Source organism: Micromonospora sp. NPDC049089, from assembly GCF_040648775.1.
Classification (GTDB): domain Bacteria; phylum Actinomycetota; class Actinomycetes; order Mycobacteriales; family Micromonosporaceae; genus Micromonospora.
In genome coordinates this window covers 17,538-34,661 of record NZ_JBEZEH010000027.1, presented here as the reverse complement: position 1 = coordinate 34,661, position 17,124 = coordinate 17,538, and the positions used below count along the sequence as shown (strand labels likewise).

19 protein-coding genes are annotated in these 17,124 nt (G+C 70.8%); 10 read left to right on the top strand and 9 right to left on the bottom strand.

The window, feature by feature from the left end:
* The 4 genes from AB0B48_RS07440 to AB0B48_RS07425 form a co-directional block, all read right to left on the bottom strand.
* Positions 1-324 (bottom strand): hypothetical protein, encoded by a 324-nt coding sequence (locus AB0B48_RS07440; protein ID WP_357197324.1) that lies wholly within the window; start codon positions 322-324, stop codon positions 1-3.
* Entirely contained in the window at positions 321-740 is a 420-nt protein-coding gene (locus tag AB0B48_RS07435) for a YbaB/EbfC family nucleoid-associated protein (protein WP_357197320.1), read from the bottom strand. The genes AB0B48_RS07440 and AB0B48_RS07435 overlap by 4 nt, the downstream gene beginning before the upstream one ends.
* Positions 741-888: 148 nt before the next feature.
* The gene (locus AB0B48_RS07430) at positions 889-1,905 is read right to left on the bottom strand and encodes an ATP-binding protein (protein WP_357197317.1); all 1,017 of its coding nucleotides are present in this window, start codon (positions 1,903-1,905) and stop codon (positions 889-891) included.
* Positions 1,898-2,593, bottom strand: coding sequence for a response regulator transcription factor (locus AB0B48_RS07425; RefSeq protein ID WP_357197314.1), 696 nt, complete (start codon positions 2,591-2,593; stop codon positions 1,898-1,900). The genes AB0B48_RS07430 and AB0B48_RS07425 overlap by 8 nt, the downstream gene beginning before the upstream one ends.
* 159 nt (positions 2,594-2,752) lie before the next feature.
* On the opposite strand from AB0B48_RS07425, the gene AB0B48_RS07420 reads away from it, so the two are divergent.
* Positions 2,753-3,832: an NAD-dependent epimerase/dehydratase family protein gene (locus tag AB0B48_RS07420; protein WP_357197311.1), complete on the top strand. Its 1,080-nt coding sequence runs from the start codon at positions 2,753-2,755 to the stop codon at positions 3,830-3,832.
* On the opposite strand, the gene AB0B48_RS07415 is transcribed toward AB0B48_RS07420, so the two are convergent.
* Positions 3,804-5,168 carry a hypothetical protein gene (locus AB0B48_RS07415; RefSeq protein WP_357197308.1) on the bottom strand — a complete coding sequence of 455 codons (1,365 nt, stop codon included), beginning with the start codon at positions 5,166-5,168 and terminating at the stop codon, positions 3,804-3,806. The genes AB0B48_RS07420 and AB0B48_RS07415 overlap by 29 nt on opposite strands.
* A 147-nt stretch (positions 5,169-5,315) precedes the next feature.
* On the opposite strand from AB0B48_RS07415, the gene AB0B48_RS07410 reads away from it, so the two are divergent.
* The 9 genes from AB0B48_RS07410 to AB0B48_RS07370 all read left to right on the top strand — a co-directional run bounded on the left by AB0B48_RS07410 (position 5,316) and on the right by AB0B48_RS07370 (position 13,550).
* Entirely contained in the window at positions 5,316-5,987 is a 672-nt protein-coding gene (locus tag AB0B48_RS07410; RefSeq protein ID WP_357197305.1) for a glycosyltransferase family 2 protein, read from the top strand.
* Positions 5,984-6,664: a DUF2064 domain-containing protein gene (locus AB0B48_RS07405; protein ID WP_357197302.1), complete on the top strand. Its 681-nt coding sequence runs from the start codon at positions 5,984-5,986 to the stop codon at positions 6,662-6,664. The genes AB0B48_RS07410 and AB0B48_RS07405 overlap by 4 nt, the downstream gene beginning before the upstream one ends.
* Before the next feature lie 122 nt (positions 6,665-6,786).
* Positions 6,787-7,374: a class I SAM-dependent methyltransferase gene (locus AB0B48_RS07400; protein WP_357197360.1), complete on the top strand. Its 588-nt coding sequence runs from the start codon at positions 6,787-6,789 to the stop codon at positions 7,372-7,374.
* A gap of 14 nt (positions 7,375-7,388) precedes the next feature.
* Positions 7,389-8,537, top strand: a complete 1,149-nt coding sequence (locus AB0B48_RS07395) for a molybdopterin-dependent oxidoreductase (protein ID WP_357197299.1) — start codon at positions 7,389-7,391, stop codon at positions 8,535-8,537.
* Positions 8,534-8,959, top strand: a complete 426-nt coding sequence (locus AB0B48_RS07390; RefSeq protein ID WP_357197296.1) for a hypothetical protein — start codon at positions 8,534-8,536, stop codon at positions 8,957-8,959. Before AB0B48_RS07395 ends, AB0B48_RS07390 begins: the two co-directional genes overlap by 4 nt.
* Before the next feature lie 44 nt (positions 8,960-9,003).
* Positions 9,004-9,843: an S-methyl-5'-thioadenosine phosphorylase gene (locus tag AB0B48_RS07385; RefSeq protein ID WP_357197293.1), complete on the top strand. Its 840-nt coding sequence runs from the start codon at positions 9,004-9,006 to the stop codon at positions 9,841-9,843.
* A gap of 132 nt (positions 9,844-9,975) precedes the next feature.
* Positions 9,976-10,506 carry a DM13 domain-containing protein gene (locus AB0B48_RS07380; protein WP_357197357.1) on the top strand — a complete coding sequence of 177 codons (531 nt, stop codon included), beginning with the start codon at positions 9,976-9,978 and terminating at the stop codon, positions 10,504-10,506.
* 276 nt (positions 10,507-10,782) lie between these two features.
* Complete coding sequence (locus AB0B48_RS07375) at positions 10,783-12,144, top strand: ricin-type beta-trefoil lectin domain protein (RefSeq protein WP_357197290.1); 1,362 nt, start codon at positions 10,783-10,785, stop codon at positions 12,142-12,144.
* A gap of 68 nt (positions 12,145-12,212) precedes the next feature.
* Entirely contained in the window at positions 12,213-13,550 is a 1,338-nt protein-coding gene (locus AB0B48_RS07370; protein ID WP_357197287.1) for an RICIN domain-containing protein, read from the top strand.
* Positions 13,551-13,611: 61 nt separating this feature from the next.
* On the opposite strand, the gene AB0B48_RS07365 is transcribed toward AB0B48_RS07370, so the two are convergent.
* The 4 genes from AB0B48_RS07365 to AB0B48_RS07350 form a co-directional block, all read right to left on the bottom strand.
* Entirely contained in the window at positions 13,612-13,998 is a 387-nt protein-coding gene (locus tag AB0B48_RS07365) for an AtzH-like domain-containing protein (protein WP_357197284.1), read from the bottom strand.
* A gap of 82 nt (positions 13,999-14,080) precedes the next feature.
* Positions 14,081-15,709, bottom strand: a complete 1,629-nt coding sequence (locus AB0B48_RS07360; RefSeq protein ID WP_357197281.1) for a regulator — start codon at positions 15,707-15,709, stop codon at positions 14,081-14,083.
* 12 nt (positions 15,710-15,721) lie between these two features.
* Positions 15,722-16,414, bottom strand: coding sequence for an isochorismatase family cysteine hydrolase (locus AB0B48_RS07355; RefSeq protein WP_357197278.1), 693 nt, complete (start codon positions 16,412-16,414; stop codon positions 15,722-15,724).
* Between the two features lie 7 nt (positions 16,415-16,421).
* Positions 16,422-17,111 carry an isochorismatase family cysteine hydrolase gene (locus AB0B48_RS07350; RefSeq protein ID WP_357197275.1) on the bottom strand — a complete coding sequence of 230 codons (690 nt, stop codon included), beginning with the start codon at positions 17,109-17,111 and terminating at the stop codon, positions 16,422-16,424.
* Between the last annotated feature and the right edge of the window lie 13 nt (positions 17,112-17,124).

Below are 17,124 nucleotides of genomic sequence, written 5' to 3'. Positions count from 1 at the left end.
TCACCCCAGCATTCCCTGGATGTCCCGCAGCGCGCCCACGGAGGCTTCCTCGACCGACTCGTAGTTGTCGGCCATCTTGGTCAGGTCGCTACCGGCCGAGCCGATCTCCTCGGCCGCGACGCCGATGCAGTCCAGGACCCAGGTGGACGCCTCCGTGTACGCGATGCCGATGAGCGAGCCGATGTCGTCGGCGCCCCACGGCTCGCCGTACCCCTGCATCTGCGCCTCGAAGCTCTCCAGCTGGCCGATGAAGCGTTCGGCGGCGCCGATGACCTCGTCGCCGCCGGACCGCAGCAGCGCCGGATCGACCTCGAAGCCGTTCACCGGGTGCCTCCTCGGGCCATCCGCTCCTGCGCGTCGGTGAGCGCCTGGAGGAACGCACCGAGCCGCGGCACGGCAGTGTCACGAACCTGTTCCAGCTGCTCGGTGAGCTGCGACAGGTCGCCGGAGGCCACGGCTGGGCCGCCGCGCATCGAGTCGATTGCCGCGTTCACGGCCTCGATCACGTGGTCGCAGACCTCGGCCGAGCCGAGCCGCATCATCCGTGGGTCCAGCGTCAGCGACTCCAACCGGCCATCAGCGCCGAACTCGGCGCGGACCTGCCCCTCGGCGGACTCACCGACCCGACGCAGGCGCGCGGCCTCCTCGTCCTCCGGCGCAGTGCCGGCGGCGCGCAACGCGCCGACCGTCGCGTCCAGCATGCGAGCGAACTCCCCGCTCGCCGGCTCATTCACCGACATGCGCCCTCCATCGATCGCCTCCAAGACAGTGGAAAGCGTAGTCAGATCCGGCAAATCGTGTAGTCCCGCGAGGCGGTGCCGCCCGACGTGCTCGTGCTGACCGAGACCGCGCTGGCGGCGGTGGGCCACCGGAGAGCGAAACGTTGTCTCAGGCGGTCGCCAGGCGGACCATGAACTGGCAGCCGTCCGGGGTGTTGCGCACCTCGACCCGACCGCCGTGCGCCTCCACCAGGCCATGGACGATGGCCAGGCCGAGCCCTCCGGACGCCCCACCGTCGCCGGGGCCGGGCGTACGGGCCGGTTCACCACGGAACGCGATGTCGAACAGGCGGGGAAGGTCGGCCGGGGGGATGCCGCCACAGGTGTCGGCGACCGACAGCCAGGCGTGGTCGTCCTCCCGGCCGGCTTCGATGCGTACGGTGCCGTCCTCCGGGGTGTAGCGGACCGCGTTGAGCAGCAGGTTGGCCACGACCCGGGCCAACTCCGGTTCGCTCGCGGCAACCGTGGGCCACCCCGACTCGCTGGCGATCAGCTTGATCCGGCGAGCGTCGGCCAACGGGGTGGTGCTGGCCAGCGCGTCCGAGACCACCTCTCCGAGCGGCACCGCCGTCAACGACAACCGCAACGCTCCCGCGTTGATCCGGGACAGCTCGAACAGGTCGTCGACGAGTCGCGTCATCCGGTCGGTCTCCAGTCGGATGCGTCGGTGGTACTCGTCGACAGTGTCCGGATCACGAACCACCCGGTCCTCCAGCGCCTCCGCCATGGCCCTCAGCCCGGCGAGCGGGGTCCGCAGGTCGTGGGAGACCCAGGCGACCAGGTCGCGCCGGCCCTTCTCCAGTTGCCGTTCCCGCTCCCGGGCCTGGTCGCGCCAGACCGCGGCGCGGGCCAGTCGCCGGCCGAAGTGCCCGCCGACGGCGAGGCTGACCACCGCTGCCGCCGCGACGGTGATCAGGACCACCTCAAGGTCGTGCGCGGAGAGGAACATCGCTTCCGCGACCGCCATCACCCCGACGGCGACGGCGACCACAGTGGTGGTGAGCAGCACGTTGAGGTGCACGGTGATCGAGCGGCGTCGCAGGGCGCGGAGCAGAACCGCCCCCGCGAGCCCGATGCCGAGTGCCGCGCCGAGGGCGATCGCGAAGATCAGGACGATGTCACGCACTGGCTGGCTCGTACCGGTAGCCGACGCCCCAGACGGTCACGATCCGCTGCGGATCGGCGGGGTTGGCCTCGATCTTCTCCCGCAGCCGGCGTACGTGCACTGTCACTGTGGAGTGGTCCCCGAAGTTCCAGCCCCAGACCTGCTCAAGGAGTTCGGCCCGGCTGAAGACCCGGGAGGGATGCCGCATGAGGTGGACGAGCAGGTCGAATTCGCGCAACGTCAGGGCCAGATCCGCACCGGCGAGGCCTGCGGTTCGGGAGGCCGTGTGCACCACCAGGTTGCCGTCGGTGAGCGCCTCCGGCCGCTCTGGTGGAATCCCACCGCCGGCGCGACGAAGCACCGAACGGACCCGCAGCACCAGTTCCCGGGGTGAGAAGGGCTTGGTCAGGTAGTCGTCCGCGCCGAGTTGCAGACCGAGGATCCGGTCGGCTTCGTCGCCGCGCGCGGTGAGCATGACGATCGGTACGCCGTCCGGCCGTACCCGCAGCGCCCGACACACCTCCAGGCCACTGATCAACGGCAGCATCAGGTCGAGCACGACCAGGTCTGGCGCCTGCCGCTCCACGGCCGCCAGTGCCGCCGCACCGTCCGCCGCGAGGCTCACCTGGAAGCCGTCGTTCTCAAGGTAACGACGGATGACGTCGCTCACGGTCTGATCGTCGTCGACCACCAGCACGCGCTGCGTCACGAGCCTTCCCCGTTCCGCCCCGTCAACGTCTCCCCCGGATGTCCATCGGCCCAGCCTAGCCACGCGGCAGACTATGCCCGGACCAGCAAACCTTGCGAGGTTCTTACGGCTGGACGCGGAAACCCGCCCGGGCGTACGTGGGGTCATACGGTGACCGGAATGCGGATCCTTGTCACCGGTGCGGCCGGGTTCATCGGCTCACACATCGCCGACCTGCTCAGCGACGACGGGCACGAGGTGGTGGCCGTTGACGCGCTCCTGCCCGAGGCGCACGCTGCGACGGCGCCGCCCTGGACCGAGCGGCACGACCTGGTGGTCGGCGACGTCCGCGACAACGAACTGCTGACCCGGCTCCTGACCGGGGTCGACGCGGTCTGCCATCAGGCAGCCATGGTCGGCCATGGCCTCGACCCCGCCGACGCCCCCCGGTACGCCGCGCACAACGACCTCGGCACGGCCACAGTCCTCGCGGCGATGCACACCGCCGGGGTGCGCCGACTGGTGCTGGCCAGCTCGATGGTGGTCTACGGCGAGGGCCGCTACCACTGCCCCACCCACGGCATCGTCCGGCCTGCTGACCGCCGGGTGGTCGACCTGGCCGAGGGCCGGTACGAGCCGACCTGCCCTCGGTGCGATCAAGCGCTCTCCCCCGGTCTCGTGCCCGAGGACGCGCCGCTGGAGCCGCACAGCACGTACGCCGCCACCAAGCTGGCCCAGGAACACCTCGCCGGCGCCTGGGCCCGGCAGACCGGCGGATCGGTCTGGGCCCTGCGCTATCACAACGTCTACGGTCCGCGAATGCCCCGCGACACCCCGTATTCGGGGGTCGCGTCGATCTTCCGCTCGGCCCTGGCCGCCGGACGACCGCCCCGGGTGCTGGAGGACGGCCGGCAACGGCGCGACTTCGTGCACGTGACCGACGTGGCCGCGGCCAATCTGCTGGCCCTCACGACACCGGCACCGGATCCCCTGACCCCGATCAACGTCTGCTCGGGCGAACCGCACACCGTCGGCGAATTGGCCCACGAGCTGGCGTCGGCGATGGGCGGGCCACCGCCGGTCACGGTCGGGGGCGGACGGGCGGCTGACGTACGGCACGTCGTGGCCGATCCGGCACGCGCCGTCCGGGTGCTTGGCTTCACCGCCCGGGTCGGCTTCGCCGCTGGCGTCGCCGACTTCACCAACGCGGTGATGCGGGATCCGGCATCGGTCACGACACGGTCCACAGCAGGTGGTTGACGGCGAGAGCCGTGGCGGCCTGGGCGGCCAACCACCACCGTCGGTGACCGTGGGGCAGGTGCGCGGTGGCGACCAGCATCCAGACGGCGAACGGTAGCCAGATCCGTTCGACCTCGGCCTTGCTGAGCCCGGACAGGTCCGCCGCGAGCACCGCCGCCGTCGCCGCGACGGGCAACCACACGGTGGGTCCGGCGCTGACGATCCGCTGCCGGAGTGTCGTGGCGAGCGGTGGGTGCGGTGCGTGGATCGACACGGCGGCCACCGCCCGGCGCAGCGCCGGCCCGACCACCGGGCCGGCCGAGAGCAGCAGGGCCGCGAGATTCGCCCAGACCCAGTAACCGTACGGACGCTCCGCCGCCCAACCCTGGTAGTAGCGACGCGCCACCAGGTGGTAGCCGTCCAGCCACCAGAAGCCGGCCAGGGTGAACACGGCGACGACGCCCGCGACCGCCGTCGCCGCGACCAGGAGCACTCCGAGTCGGTCCCGCGCCCGGAGCAGCACCACCGTCAACGCGAGCAGCCCGACCAGGACGAATCCGTACGACAGGTAGAGCGCGAAGCCGAGGAGCAACCCGCCCAGTGCGGCACCTGGTCGACCACCCACCGCCAGCAGCGCCAACCCGGCCGCGACCACCGCGGCGAAGATCCCGTCCGCGGACGCGCCCACCCAGACCGCCCCCGGCAGGAGCACCAGGAACGGCCACACCGCCCGCGCCGCGTCCTCGACGCCGAGTGCCCGCAGCGTCACCGGAACCGACACCGACACCGTGGCACCGAGCAGCACGCAGGCGAGCCCGGCGGCGGTCCCGCCGCCCAGGCCGATCCGCTCCAGCCAGACGAAGAACAGCAACGCCCCCGGTGGATGAGCGGCAGCGTGGGTGGACCACGAGTCGGGCTGGAAGTCGAGAATGCGGTCGGCGAAGCCGGACAGCATGATGCCGACGTCCGTCACCCGGGGCACCTCGTGCAGGTACTCGGCCTGCACTGTGAGCCGCTCGGTCAACCCCGCGGACCAGCCGTCCACCAGGGCCAGCGCCAGCGTCCAGAGCAGCGAGGCGAGATAGCCGACCGCCAGCAGCCGCGGCCACGACGTGTCGGTCGCCCAGCGCACGCCCCGCCAGACGAACAGCGCCGCGACGAGCAACGCGGCGGGGGTACCGGGGCCCAGATGGGGCTGCCAACTCGCGTAGAGCGGTGCCGCGTCGGCGTGCAGCCGTACGCCCTGATGGTTGAGAAGGGCGCCGACGGCGACAGCGACGGCGAGCACTGCCACCTCGACGCCGAGGACGATCAGGTCGGCGGACCGGGTTCGTCCCGGGCGGGTCATCATGGTCATGGTGACGGCCGACCTTACGGCCTCCCACCAGGCATTCGACTGCCCGAAGGCGATACGTCAGCGAGTCGTAAGATCCGTTGCCGTGTAAGCGATTCGTAAGGACGAACCACGGTCCCGACGACCGGTGGCGGGCCTAGCGTCGCCGGTATGCACACAACGATCGACGTGGTGCTGCCGTGTCTGGACGAGGCGGCCGCACTGCCTGCCGTACTGGGCGGGCTACCGCCCGGCTACCACGCCATCGTGGTCGACAACGGCTCCACCGACGGTTCACCGGTCGTCGCGGCCGAGCATGGGGCCCGTGTCGTCCACGAGCCGCGACGCGGGTACGGAGCGGCAGTGCACGCCGGCCTGCTGGCCGCGGAGGCGGATCTGGTCTGCGTGCTCGACGCGGACGGCTCGTTCGACCCGGCCGAGTTGCCCAGGCTCGTCTCGGCGGTGCACGACGGACGGGCCGATCTCGCCGTCGGGCGGCGTCGGCCGGTCTCGGCGGATGCCTGGCCATGGCATGCCCGAGCCGGGAACGCTGTGGTTGCCGCCCTGCTGCGGCGTCGCGGCGTGCCGGTGCACGACATCAGCCCGATCCGGGTGGCCCGCCGGGCGGCGCTGCTGGGCCTCGGTGTCGACGACCGCGCGTTCGGCTACCCCCTGGAGTTGCTGCTGCGCGCGGCCGGAGCGGGCTGGCGGATCCTCGAACTGGACGTCGCGTACGCGCCCCGCGCCGCCGGCACCAGTTCGAAGGTCTCCGGGTCGGTCCGGGGCACGCTGCGGGCGACCCGGGACTTCACCGGAGTGCTGCGCGCCGGTGGTGGCCGGTGAACGTCCTGCTCCTGGTCGCGAAGGCACCGGTCCCCGGGCAGGCCAAGACGCGCCTCTGCCCGCCCGCCGATCCCACCCAGGCGGCCCGGATCGCTGCGGCGTCGTTGTTGGACACCCTCGCGGCGGTGCGCGCCACCGCCTCGACCATTCCCGTGTTGGCACACACCGGTCGGTTCGCCGATGCCGAGTACAGCGCGGAGCTGACCGCCGCGTTGGCGGGTTGGCACCTGCTTCCGCAACGCGGCGACACGTTCGCCGACCGCCTCGCGAACGCCCACGCCGACACCGCTACGGCGTTTCCCAGCCGACCGGTGCTGCAGATCGGCATGGACACCCCGCAGATCGGGCCGGCCCTGCTCAGCGCCGCGCTGGACCTGCTCGCGGAACACGAGGCGGTGTTCGGGCCGGCGCTGGACGGCGGCTGGTGGGCGCTCGGGTTACGCGATTCGAGGTACGCGAGCGCGTTACGCGAGGTACCCATGTCGACCGACGACACCGGGCGCCGCACCCTCGCCGCGCTGCGCGGGCACGGCGTACGACCGGCGATCCTGCCCGTGCAGCGGGATGTCGACGACTGGTCGACGGCGTTGGCAGTCGCGGCCGACCTACCCGGCACCCGGTTCGCGGATGCCGTCGCGTCGGTGGGCGGCCATCTGCTGAGCGGACACCCCCGGTGAGTTCAACTGTCAGTCTCGACGGTTTCGCCGTGGTGCTGGGCAGACTCGGCGGGTGGTCCGCCGATCATGACGCCCACGGCACGCCGGTCGACCCGAAGCCAGCTACCCAACCCGACCACTGGTTGGTGCACACCGACGGGCGACGTGACCTGTTGCCGGTACGGCGATGGCACGGGCCGCCCGAGCCGGCCATCGAGTCCGTCGCCGCACGCTGCACCGGGCCCACGATCGATCTCGGCTGCGGCCCGGGGCGGGTGACGATGGCGCTCGCTCGCCGCGGCCTCGTCGCACTGGGGGTGGACATCTCCGCCGAGGCGGTACGTCTGACCCAGGGCCGAGGGGTGGTCGCCCTGCGACGCGACGTCTTCGAACCCCTTCCCGGGGAGGGGAGGTGGGCGCACGCCCTGCTCATCGACGGGAACATCGGCATCGGTGGCGACCCGGTCCGCTTGCTGCGCCGGTGCGGCACCCTGATCGCGGCCGACGGAACGCTGGTGGTCGAGGTGGAACCCCCGGGGGCCGGGCTGTGGCAGGGGAAGGCGTACGTCGTGTCCGGGCCGTCCGGCGATCGGGAGCCGCGCGGACCGGTGTTCCGCTGGGCGCGGGTCGGGTCGGAGGCGGTGGCCCGGTCCGCCGCCGCTGCCGGCCTGCGGGTCGTCGACCGTTTCCGGTTCGGTCCACGCTGGTTCGCCGAGTTGGCGCGCTCATGATCCGCCGGCCCCGCGTGCCCGTACCCGAGGACTTCACAGCGCCCTCGCACTCACCGCTGGTCGCCGCGCGGCTCGGTCTCTGGCTCGGGATGGCGTTCGGGCTGTGTTTCGGCACCGGGCTGCTGAGTCACTACATCCAGCACCCGCCAGGCTGGTTCACCTGGCCGACCCGGCCGGTCAACCTGTACCGGGTCACCCAGGGCGTGCACGTGCTCTCCGGTGTCGCCGCGATCCCGTTGCTGCTGGCCAAGCTGTGGAGCGTCTACCCCCGGCTGTTCGTCCGCCCGCCCCTACGTCAGCCGATCCGGTTGACCGCCCACACCCTCGAACGGATCTCCGTCCTGGTGCTGGTCTGCGCCGCGTTCTTCGAACTGGTCACGGGCCTGTTCAACGTCGCCCAGTCGTACCCGTGGGGATTCTTCTTCCCGACGGCGCACTACGCGGTCGCCTGGCTGGTGGCGGGCGCGATGCTGCTGCACGTCGCGGTGAAGCTCCCGATCGCACGCGCGGCGCTGCGCACACCACTGCGGCGCAGCAGAGCGGTGCGGGCTGCGACACCGGAGGCTGACGACCGGGACTCGTCCGAGCGACGGGCGTTCCTGCGTACCTCGGCGGGCGTCGCCGGCATCGCCGTGCTGGCCACCGCCGGGGTCACCGTGCCGTGGCTACGTCGGGTGTCGCCGCTGGCCTGGCGTTCCGCGTCCGGGCCGCAGGGCGTACCGATCAACCGTACGGCGGCTGCCGCGCACATCGCCGTTCCCCCGGACTGGCGACTGGAGGTCGTCTGGCCGGGCGGGCGGGGCAGCCTGTCCCTGGCCGACCTGGCGGCCCTGCCGCAACTGACGGCGGAACTGCCGATCGCCTGTGTCGAGGGCTGGAGCGCGTCGGCCCACTGGACCGGCGTGCCCGTCGTCGAGTTGCTGCGCTGGGCCGGCGCACCGACCGGCCGACCGGTTCGGGTCAGCTCACTGGAAACCGACGGTCTGTACGCGGCCAGCACACTCCCTGCGGCCCATGCCCGCGACCCGCTGACCCTGCTCGCTCTGCGGATCAACGGCGAGCAACTGTCTCCCGACCACGGCTACCCCTGCCGACTCATCGCGCCGAGCCGGCCGGGCGTCCTGCAGACCAAGTGGGTGGCAAAGCTGGAGGTGTTGCGGTGAGAACCGTCCGGCTGCTCCTTTTCGTGGTCGGTGCCGCGGCCACCGCGTACGGCGGTTGGTTGCTCCTCCCCCAGCTCGGCAGCGCCCTGCCGTGGCTGATCGGCGGCCCGGTGCTGCACGACGTCCTGGTGGCGCCGCTGGTCGGGCTGGTCGGACTGGCGCTGGGCCGACTGGTGAGGAACCGGTTGCGCCTGGCCTGGATCGCCGCGGGTCTGCTGGCCAGCGCCACGTTGCTGCTGATCGCTGTGCCCCTGCTGTGGCGGCCACCCTCGGCGCCGCCGAACCCGGGCCTACCGGACCGCGACTACCCGCTGGGGCTCGCTGTCGGGCTGGCTGTGCTCTGGGCCGCGATCGTGGTCGTCCTGGTCGTCGCCACCACTGTCGACAGACGTGTCGCGGGCCGACGAGCCGAGCGTCGCTGAGTCGGCCCCAGCCGTTCTTCACTGTTCGTCCAGGAGGGGTACACATGTCAGCAGGAGACCTCAGCACGACCGGTCGCCCGCCGATCGGCGTGATCGGCGGATCCGGGTTCTACGAGTTCCTCGACGACGTCGCCGAGGTCACCGTCGACACACCGTACGGGCCGCCGAGCGACACGCTGTCCGTCGGGAGTGTCGCCGAGCGGCCGGTGGTGTTCCTGCCACGCCACGGACGCCGGCACACCCTCCCCCCACACCGCATCAACTACCGGGCCAACCTGTGGGCGCTGCGCGCACTCGGCGTCCGCCAGGTGCTCGCACCGGGCGCCGTGGGCGGCCTGCGACCGGATCTGGGCCCGGGGACCCTCGTCGTACCGGACCAACTGGTCGACCGGACCAGCGGCCGGGAGCAGACCTACTACGACGGACAGCCGCGCGCGGACGGGAAGCCCTCCCCGGTCGTTCACGTTCCCTTCGCCGACCCCTACTGCCCGGTCGGACGAGCCACCGTCCTCGACGCCGCCCGAACCGCTGGTTGGCAGCCGGTCGACGGTGGAACGATGGTCGTCATCGAGGGGCCCCGGTTCTCCACCCGCGCCGAATCGCTGTGGTACGGCCGGCAGGGCTGGTCGGTCGTCGGCATGACCGGTCACCCGGAAGCGGTGTTGGCCCGCGAACTGGCACTGTGTTACACCGCGCTGTCCCTGGTGACCGACCTCGACTCGGGCGTGGAGGTCGGTCAGGGCGTGACTCAGCAGGAGGTGTTCACGGTCTTCGCCCGGAACATCGAGCGCCTGCGCCTCCTGCTCGGCGACGCGGTGCAGACGTTGCCGGAGGACCAGGGCGCCTGCCGGTGCGGACAGGCGCTGGCAGATACGCAGAAGTGACCGTCGTAAGAGTTCCGAAATGGTTCGCGAACAGTTCGACGGCGGCTGCGGCCGTACGCTGCGGTGATGGGAGAACGGATGTTCCGGTCGCCGGTGGTCCGAGCCGGTCTCGCCTGCGCTGTCGTCGTGTCGATGCTGGCCCTGTACTGGTTCCAGCCGTGGAAGCTCTTCACCGACACCTACGTCGACGAGGCCGTTCCCCGCGTCGCGACGACATCTGTCACCCCGACCCCGGTGTCCGCGAGCCCGGCCCCGGCGGCGTCGGCAGCCACCCCAACCCCTGCGGCGTCGGCAGCCAGGCCGGCGGCGAACGAGATCCTGACCGCCGGCGAGTTCGTCACCCATGAGCACCGGACGACCGGCAGTGCCGAGATCCACCGGCTCGCCGACGGGCGCCACCAGCTGGTCATCCGCAATTTGGACACGTCGAACGGCCCGGACCTGCGGGTGTGGCTGACCGACCAACCGGTCATCCGGGGCACGGCCGGCTGGCGGGTGTTCGACGACGGCGAATGGGTCGAGCTGGCCAAGCTCAAGGGAAACAAGGGCAACCAGGTGTACGAGCTACCGGCGTCGGTGGATCCAGGTGACTTCCGGAGCGTCTCCATCTGGTGCAAGCGGTTCGCGGTCTCCTTCGGCGCGGCCGATCTCACGAGCGCCTGACCGACAGGGCCGGCCCGCAACCTGCCGGACACGGCATTGACATCTTTCACTGCGCGATCTAGCGTCGGAACGAATCGATTCGACGCCGAGCCAGGTGCTACGGCACCGTCGGTCGAACGGTCTCGTGATGTTTGGGCGCACGAGGTGACCACTGTCGAACCGATTGCCGACTGGTCCCGCGCGGGCGGCGAGACCAGCGGCAGACACCTGCGTCGATGAGCCGGTCGGCCGTGGACCCCTTTCAACCAGTTCGTGCCGAATGGCGGGAGCCCCTTCATGACAAGACGTAGACCCATCCTTGGATTGCTCGCGACGGCGGCGGCCGTCGTCGTGACCGTGAGCGCAGGGGCACTGGCCGGTGGTCTGAGCACCACCGCGTCGGCCGCGGACATCGGAGCGGCCGCAGCGACCGCCGGGTGCGGCAAGGCGCCCGCGTTGACCAGCGGCCAGCGGTCCATTCAGAGCAACGGCCAGAACCGCAGCTTCATCCTGAGGATCCCCGACAACTACGACAGGAACCACCCCTACCGGTTGATCTTCGGGTTCCACTGGAACGGCGGCACCGCGAACGACGTCGACGGCGGCGGGTCCGACGGGGCGGCCTGGTCCTACTACGGGCTGCGGCAGCAGGCGAACAACAGCACGATCTTCGTCGCACCCCAGGGCAACGGGAACGGCTGGGCCAACCCCGGCGGCCAGGACGTCACCTTCGTCGACAACATGATCAGCCTGATCGAGGCCGATCTGTGTGTCGAGACCACCCAGCGCTTCGCGCTCGGTTTCAGCTACGGCGGGGGCATGAGCTACTCGCTGGCCTGTTCCCGGCCGGGTGTCTTCCGCGCTGTCGCGGTCTACTCCGGTGGGCAGCTCAGCGGGTGCAGCGGCGGCACCCAGCCGGTCGCGTACATGGGAATCCACGGCATCGGGGACTCGGTGCTCAACATCTCCGCCGGACGGTCCCTGCGTGACACGTTCGTCAGGAACAACGGGTGCACCGCCCAGAGCCCACCCGAACCGAGGGCGGGCAGTCTGACCCACATCACCACCACCTACTCCGGCTGCCGGTCCGGCTATCCGGTGGTCTGGGCAGCCTTCGACGGCGGGCACACCCCCGGCCCGGTGGACGGCGGCGGAGACAGCGGCGCCAGGACCTGGACCAAGGGCGAGGTGTGGAGGTTCTTCACCCAGTTCGGTGGCACCGATCCCACGTCGCCGCCGACCACCCCGCCGCCGACCACCCCGCCGCCGAGCGACACGTCGGCCCTGCGCAGCACGTCCTCCGGACGGTGCCTCGACGTCAACGGCGCCTCGCAAACCAATGGCGCGGCGGCGATCATCTGGGACTGCCACGGTCAGAGCAACCAGAGCTGGACCTCGACAGCCGCCCAGGAGCTGCGCGTCTTTGGCGGCAAGTGCCTCGACGTCAACGGCGCCAGCACCGCGAACGGCAGCTCGGTGATCATTTGGGACTGCAACGGCCAGTCCAACCAGAAGTGGCGGTTCAACGCCGACGGCTCGATCACCGGAGTTGGTTCGGGTCGCTGCCTGAACCTGGTCGGCAACGGCACGGCCAACGGCACGCGCGTGCAGATCTCCGACTGCACCGGCGCGGCCAACCAACGCTGGAGCCGGAGTTGAGCCCGACGAGGTTCCCGCAGAGGGGACCGGTCCAACGGATGTTCAACGACCCGCAGGGAGGCGCAACCGTGCCGCTTCGCAAACTCTCCGGCCCCTGGCTGGGGGCAGCCATGGCGGTCATGGTTCTGATCGCCGTCGGAATGTACGTTGTCACGACCGTCGCACCGGCGGCGGCGGCCACCACTGCCGGCTGCGGCAAGGCGCCCGGGTTGAACAGCGGCACCCACACCATCCAGAGCGGTGGGAAGAGCCGTAGTTTCATCCTTCGACTGCCGGACAGCTACAACAACACCTACGCCCACCGGCTGGCCTTCGGGTTCCACTGGCTGGGCGGCACCGCCAGTCAGGTCGCGTCGGGCGGAAGCGACGGTGCGGCGTGGGCCTACTACGGCATGCAGTCGCAGGCGAACAACAGCACCATCTTCGTCGCCCCGCAGGGCCTCAACAACGGCTGGGGCAACTCCAACGGTGAAGACGTCACCTTCACCGACGACATGATCCGCATGATCGACAACGCTCTCTGCGTCGACACCACACAACGCTTCTCGGTCGGGTTCAGCTACGGCGGCGCGATGAGCTACTCGTTGGCGTGTTCCCGACCGACGGTGTTCCGTGCGGTCGCGGCAATCGCGGCCCCGGGGGCGATCAGCGGATGCAGCGGCGGCACCGGCCCGGTCGCGTACCTGGGGATCCACGGCATCAACGACAACATCCCCAGCGGGCGGTCGCTGCGCGACAGGTTCGTCCGCAACAACGGATGCGCCGCACAGAGCCCGCCCGAGCCGAGGGCTGGCAGCCTGACCCACATCACCACCGCGTACTCCTGCCAGGCCGGATACCCGGTGCTCTGGGCCGCCTTCGACGGCGGCCACCAGCAGGGCCCGGTGGACGGTTGCGCCGGCTGTGAGAGCGGCGCGCGGAGCTGGGTCAAGCAGGAGGTCTGGAACTTCTTCGCCCAGTTCGGGTCCACAGTGCCGCCCACCACTCCCCCGCCGTCGACCCCACCGGCCGGCCAGCAGAACGTGCTGATCGCCAGCAGCCCGGCCAACCGGTGCATCGACATTCCCAACTCGAGCACGACGAACGGTGCTCGTCCGCAGCTGTGGGACTGTCACGGTGGCACCAACCAGCGTTGGACCTACACCGCCAACCGCACGCTGACCGTGTACGGCAACAAGTGCCTGGACGCCAGCGGAGCGGGCAGCAGCAACGGCACCGCGGTCATCATCTGGGACTGCAACGGCCAGGCCAACCAACAGTGGAACCTGAACTCCAACGGCACCATCACCGGCGCCCAGTCGGGGCTGTGCCTCGACGCCGTCGCATCCGGCACGGCCAACGGGACGCAACTTCACCTCTGGGCCTGCCACGGCGGCGCCAACCAGCAGTGGAGCAGGCGCAACTAGTACCGCGCGCCACGTCGGAGTACGCGCCGCCCGGGTCCTGTCCCGGGCGGCGCGTACACCGTCAGTCGGTGGCCGGGGCCGAGACGGAGACGTGCGCGGTGACGATCCGCCAGCCGACGGGCAGGCGTACCCAGGTCTGGGTCTGCCGCCCGGTCGTGGCGGTGCCGTCGTACCCGAACCGGGTTGTCACGACCGCCAGGTCCGGGCCGAACGTGGTGATGATCGGGTCGACCAGCCGGCGACCGGCCGGCAACGGTGGCTGCGCCGCGCGCCACTTGCGCTGCTCGTCCAGCCCGTACTGATGGTCGGCGAGGCCGAACCGTACGGTCCGCTCGGAGTCCCAGAAGTACCCGCAGATCAGGTCGGCGTCGCCAACTGCCAGCGCCTGTTCGTAGGCGGTGAAGGCCGCCGCCACCTCGGCGGCCACGTCCGTCCGGTCGATCTCCATGCGGTACGTCCCTTCGATCCGTTCGGTCAGGAACTTACCGGGCCGGTCGGGAGCCGTGACGCCCCCGACCGGGCCGGCCGGCTCACCCGCTCAGGGCCGACGTCCGCTGCTCCTCCGCTGACCGATCGGTGACCGGCCCGGCCCGACCCGGTTCCACGTCCGGCTCGACCTCCTCCGGGCCGGGATCGCGGGGCGTGGGGCGGCCCAGCGCGAAGACCACACAGATCACCGCGACGAAGAGGTAGCCGAGCGCCACCTGGCCGTTGGCGTTCCACTCGATCCGTTCGCCGTGGATCAACCCGATGAACGACAACAGCGCACCGGAGCCGGCGAAGATCGCGGCCCGAACGAACCGCTTGTCGATGATGAAGACCACCACCGCGCCGAGCACCAGGCCGGCGAGGATCGCGCCCTGACCCAGCACCAGAAGCCCGTCGTAGATCACGCCAGCGCCGTTGAGCGCATCGTCGCCGACCGCCGCGGCGGTGGTGCCCGCCGCTGCCAGAGCGTTGTCGATCTGCCCGGTCGCCCAGGCGGCGATGTTCGGAATCAGCGCCGCGACCACTGCGGCGGCGTGCGCCCTGGGGGTCGCCTGGAACGCCTGCGCCCCGATCAGCAACCCGATGTAGAGCAGAATCGGCACGATCGCCGCCGTCGGGAAGATCGCGCCGAGCAGCCCGAACATGCCGAGGAAGCAGAGCAACGCGATCACCACACCGGTCGCCATCGAGTAACCGCTGCGTCCACCCGCGGCCTTCCAACCCGGGTGACCGACATAGACGGCCGGTGGGAACGGCGAGCCGAGCGCGGCCCCGATCACCGCACCCGCGCCATCGGCGAGCAGCACGCTGCGCAGGTTGTAGTTGTCTCCCGCGGTGGCCGCGCTCTCCACGTTCGTCATTCCCTCGGTGAAGTTGTAGACACCGAGGGGGATCGCCGTCGCCAGCAGAGGCGCCATGTCGGCCAGCCCGGTGAAGAGCAGGTCCAGCTTGAACGAGGGTACGGCGATCGCGATGTCCCGGGCGGCGGCCGTGACGTCCGGCACCGACATGGCACCGCCGGCCCAGCCGATCGCGGTACCGAGCAGCAGTGCGGCGAGCCCGATCGGGAAGTTGAACGGCAACTTCACGTCGGTCAACAACCCGATCAGCAGCAGCGCGAGGACCGGCAGGGCGACCCAGGCCATCCGCCACATCTGCCCGGCGGGGTTCATCGAGATGAACGTGATGGAGATTCCCGCAAGGGTGCCGAGCAGCGCGGCCCGTGGCGCGTACCGGCGGATGTAGGGCCCGACGAACGCGCCGATCAGCACGATCACGCCGATGATGAAGGCCCACGCCAGCCCGGCCTCCCAGGCCCGCACCGGATCCTGGGTGCGCAGGTAGATGGGGAGCATGATGACGAAGATGACGATGAACATGTGCGGCACGCTCGGCCCGTACGGCAGGGCCGTCACGTCGGTGCGGTTCTCCCGTCGAGCCAGCCGGCGGGCCAGGTAGGTGTAGTAGATGTTCCCGGCGACCAGGGCGATGCCCAGTGCCGGCAGGATGGTGCCGAACACCTCCCCCTCGGGGAGGTTCACCACGGCGAGGCAGAGCCCGGTCAGGGTGAGCACGTTGACAAGGACGTTGACGCCGAATCCGAAGAACGCGTTGGTGTCGCCGCGGACCCAGTACGGCAGCGCGACGCTTGTGGGTTTGGTCGAGACCATGACTGCTCCCGGTCAGGAGGAGGGCTGCAACACGGGGGTGGCGGGTAGCGCGGCGCGTACCTGCGCCGAGTCGGCGACCCAGCCGAAAATGCCGCCCTGGGCGACGATCATGTCGAGGCCGACCCGGTGGAATTCCGGGAAGTAGGACCCGACGCAGTCGGCGAGCACGAGGCACTCGTACCCGCGGTCGTTGGCTTCCCGGACGGTGGTGTGCACGCAGACCTCGGTGGTGACCCCGGTGACCAGGAGGCTACGAACACCCCGCTCGGCGAGCAGGACGTCCAGGTGGGTGGCGTGGAAGGCACCCTTGCCGGGCTTGTCGATGACCGGCTCGTCGGGCAGCGGCCTCAGCTCGTCGATGATGTCGTGGCCGTACTCGCCCCGGACGAGGATGCGACCCTTGGGTCCGGGATCACCGATCCGCCTGCTCGGCGCACCGCGGCTGAGCTTGGCCGGCGGACAGTCGGACAGGTCGGGCAGGTGCCCCTCGCGGGTGTGCACGACACTCAGGCCGACGGCGCGGGCGGCGGCCAGCAGCGCCGCGAGCGGTGCGATGGTGCGGCGCAACTGGCCGACGTCGTTGCCCAGGCTCTCACCGAACCCGCCGGGCTCCAGAAAGTCGCGCTGCATGTCGATGACGAGCAGAGCCGTGGTCGAGATGTCGAAGGCGTACGGGCCGGGCCGCGCCGCCGCGATGGTCACCATGGGCACCTCACTCGGCCGTGGCGGCGATGACGTCGTCGGATGTGGTGACGCAGCCGAAGACGCCGCCCTGCATGGTGACCATGTGCAGTGCCGCGTCGTGGTTGGCCTTGTCGGTGGCGCCGGTGCAGTCGGAGAGGATGAGGCACTCGTACCCCCGGTCGTTCGCCTCGCGCATCGTGGTGTGCACGCAGACGTCGGTGGTGATGCCGGTGAGGATCAGGTGGGTGATGCCCCTGCTGCGGAGCACCAGGTCGAGGTTCGTCGCGTAGAAGGCACCCTTGCCGGGCTTGTCGATGATCACTTCGCCGGCCACCGGGGCCACTTCCGGCACGATCTCCCAGCCCGGCTCGCCCCGGACCAGGATCCGGCCGGCCGGGCCGGGCGCGCCGATTTCGGCGCCGATGCGCGCCGAACGCCACAGCTTGTTCGCCGGCAGGTCGGACAACTGCGGGTCGTGTCCCTCCCGGGTGTGCACGACAAGCATCCCGAGCGATCGCGCGTGCTCGAGCAGCCGGGCAGTGGCCGGCAGGCCGGCCCGGGTGAGGCCGATGTCGTAACCCATCGCGTCGACGTAGCCGCCCGGCCCGCAGAAGTCGGTCTGCCAGTCGATGCAGAGCAGTGCGGTACGCGCGGTGTCCGCCACGCCGTCGTAGGGCCACGGGTAGGGGTTGGCCGTTACCGGCCCGATGCTGCCCATCCTCTCGCCTCCT

What these genes read in the sequence shown, in the direction of transcription:
- AB0B48_RS07385 (WP_357197293.1), top strand. Translation starts at nt 9,004, where the DNA reads ATGTCAGCAGGAGACCTCAGCACGACCGGTCGCCCGCCGATCGGCGTG.
- AB0B48_RS07375 (WP_357197290.1), top strand. Translation starts at nt 10,783, where the DNA reads ATGACAAGACGTAGACCCATCCTTGGATTGCTCGCGACGGCGGCGGCC.
- AB0B48_RS07350 (WP_357197275.1), bottom strand. Translation starts at nt 17,111, where the DNA reads ATGGGCAGCATCGGGCCGGTAACGGCCAACCCCTACCCGTGGCCCTAC.
- AB0B48_RS07380 (WP_357197357.1), top strand. Translation starts at nt 9,976, where the DNA reads ATGCTGGCCCTGTACTGGTTCCAGCCGTGGAAGCTCTTCACCGACACC.
- AB0B48_RS07435 (WP_357197320.1), bottom strand. Translation starts at nt 740, where the DNA reads ATGTCGGTGAATGAGCCGGCGAGCGGGGAGTTCGCTCGCATGCTGGAC.
- AB0B48_RS07420 (WP_357197311.1), top strand. Translation starts at nt 2,753, where the DNA reads ATGCGGATCCTTGTCACCGGTGCGGCCGGGTTCATCGGCTCACACATC.
- AB0B48_RS07360 (WP_357197281.1), bottom strand. Translation starts at nt 15,709, where the DNA reads ATGGTCTCGACCAAACCCACAAGCGTCGCGCTGCCGTACTGGGTCCGC.
- AB0B48_RS07365 (WP_357197284.1), bottom strand. Translation starts at nt 13,998, where the DNA reads ATGGAGATCGACCGGACGGACGTGGCCGCCGAGGTGGCGGCGGCCTTC.
- AB0B48_RS07410 (WP_357197305.1), top strand. Translation starts at nt 5,316, where the DNA reads ATGCACACAACGATCGACGTGGTGCTGCCGTGTCTGGACGAGGCGGCC.
- AB0B48_RS07355 (WP_357197278.1), bottom strand. Translation starts at nt 16,414, where the DNA reads ATGGTGACCATCGCGGCGGCGCGGCCCGGCCCGTACGCCTTCGACATC.
- AB0B48_RS07415 (WP_357197308.1), bottom strand. Translation starts at nt 5,168, where the DNA reads ATGACCATGATGACCCGCCCGGGACGAACCCGGTCCGCCGACCTGATC.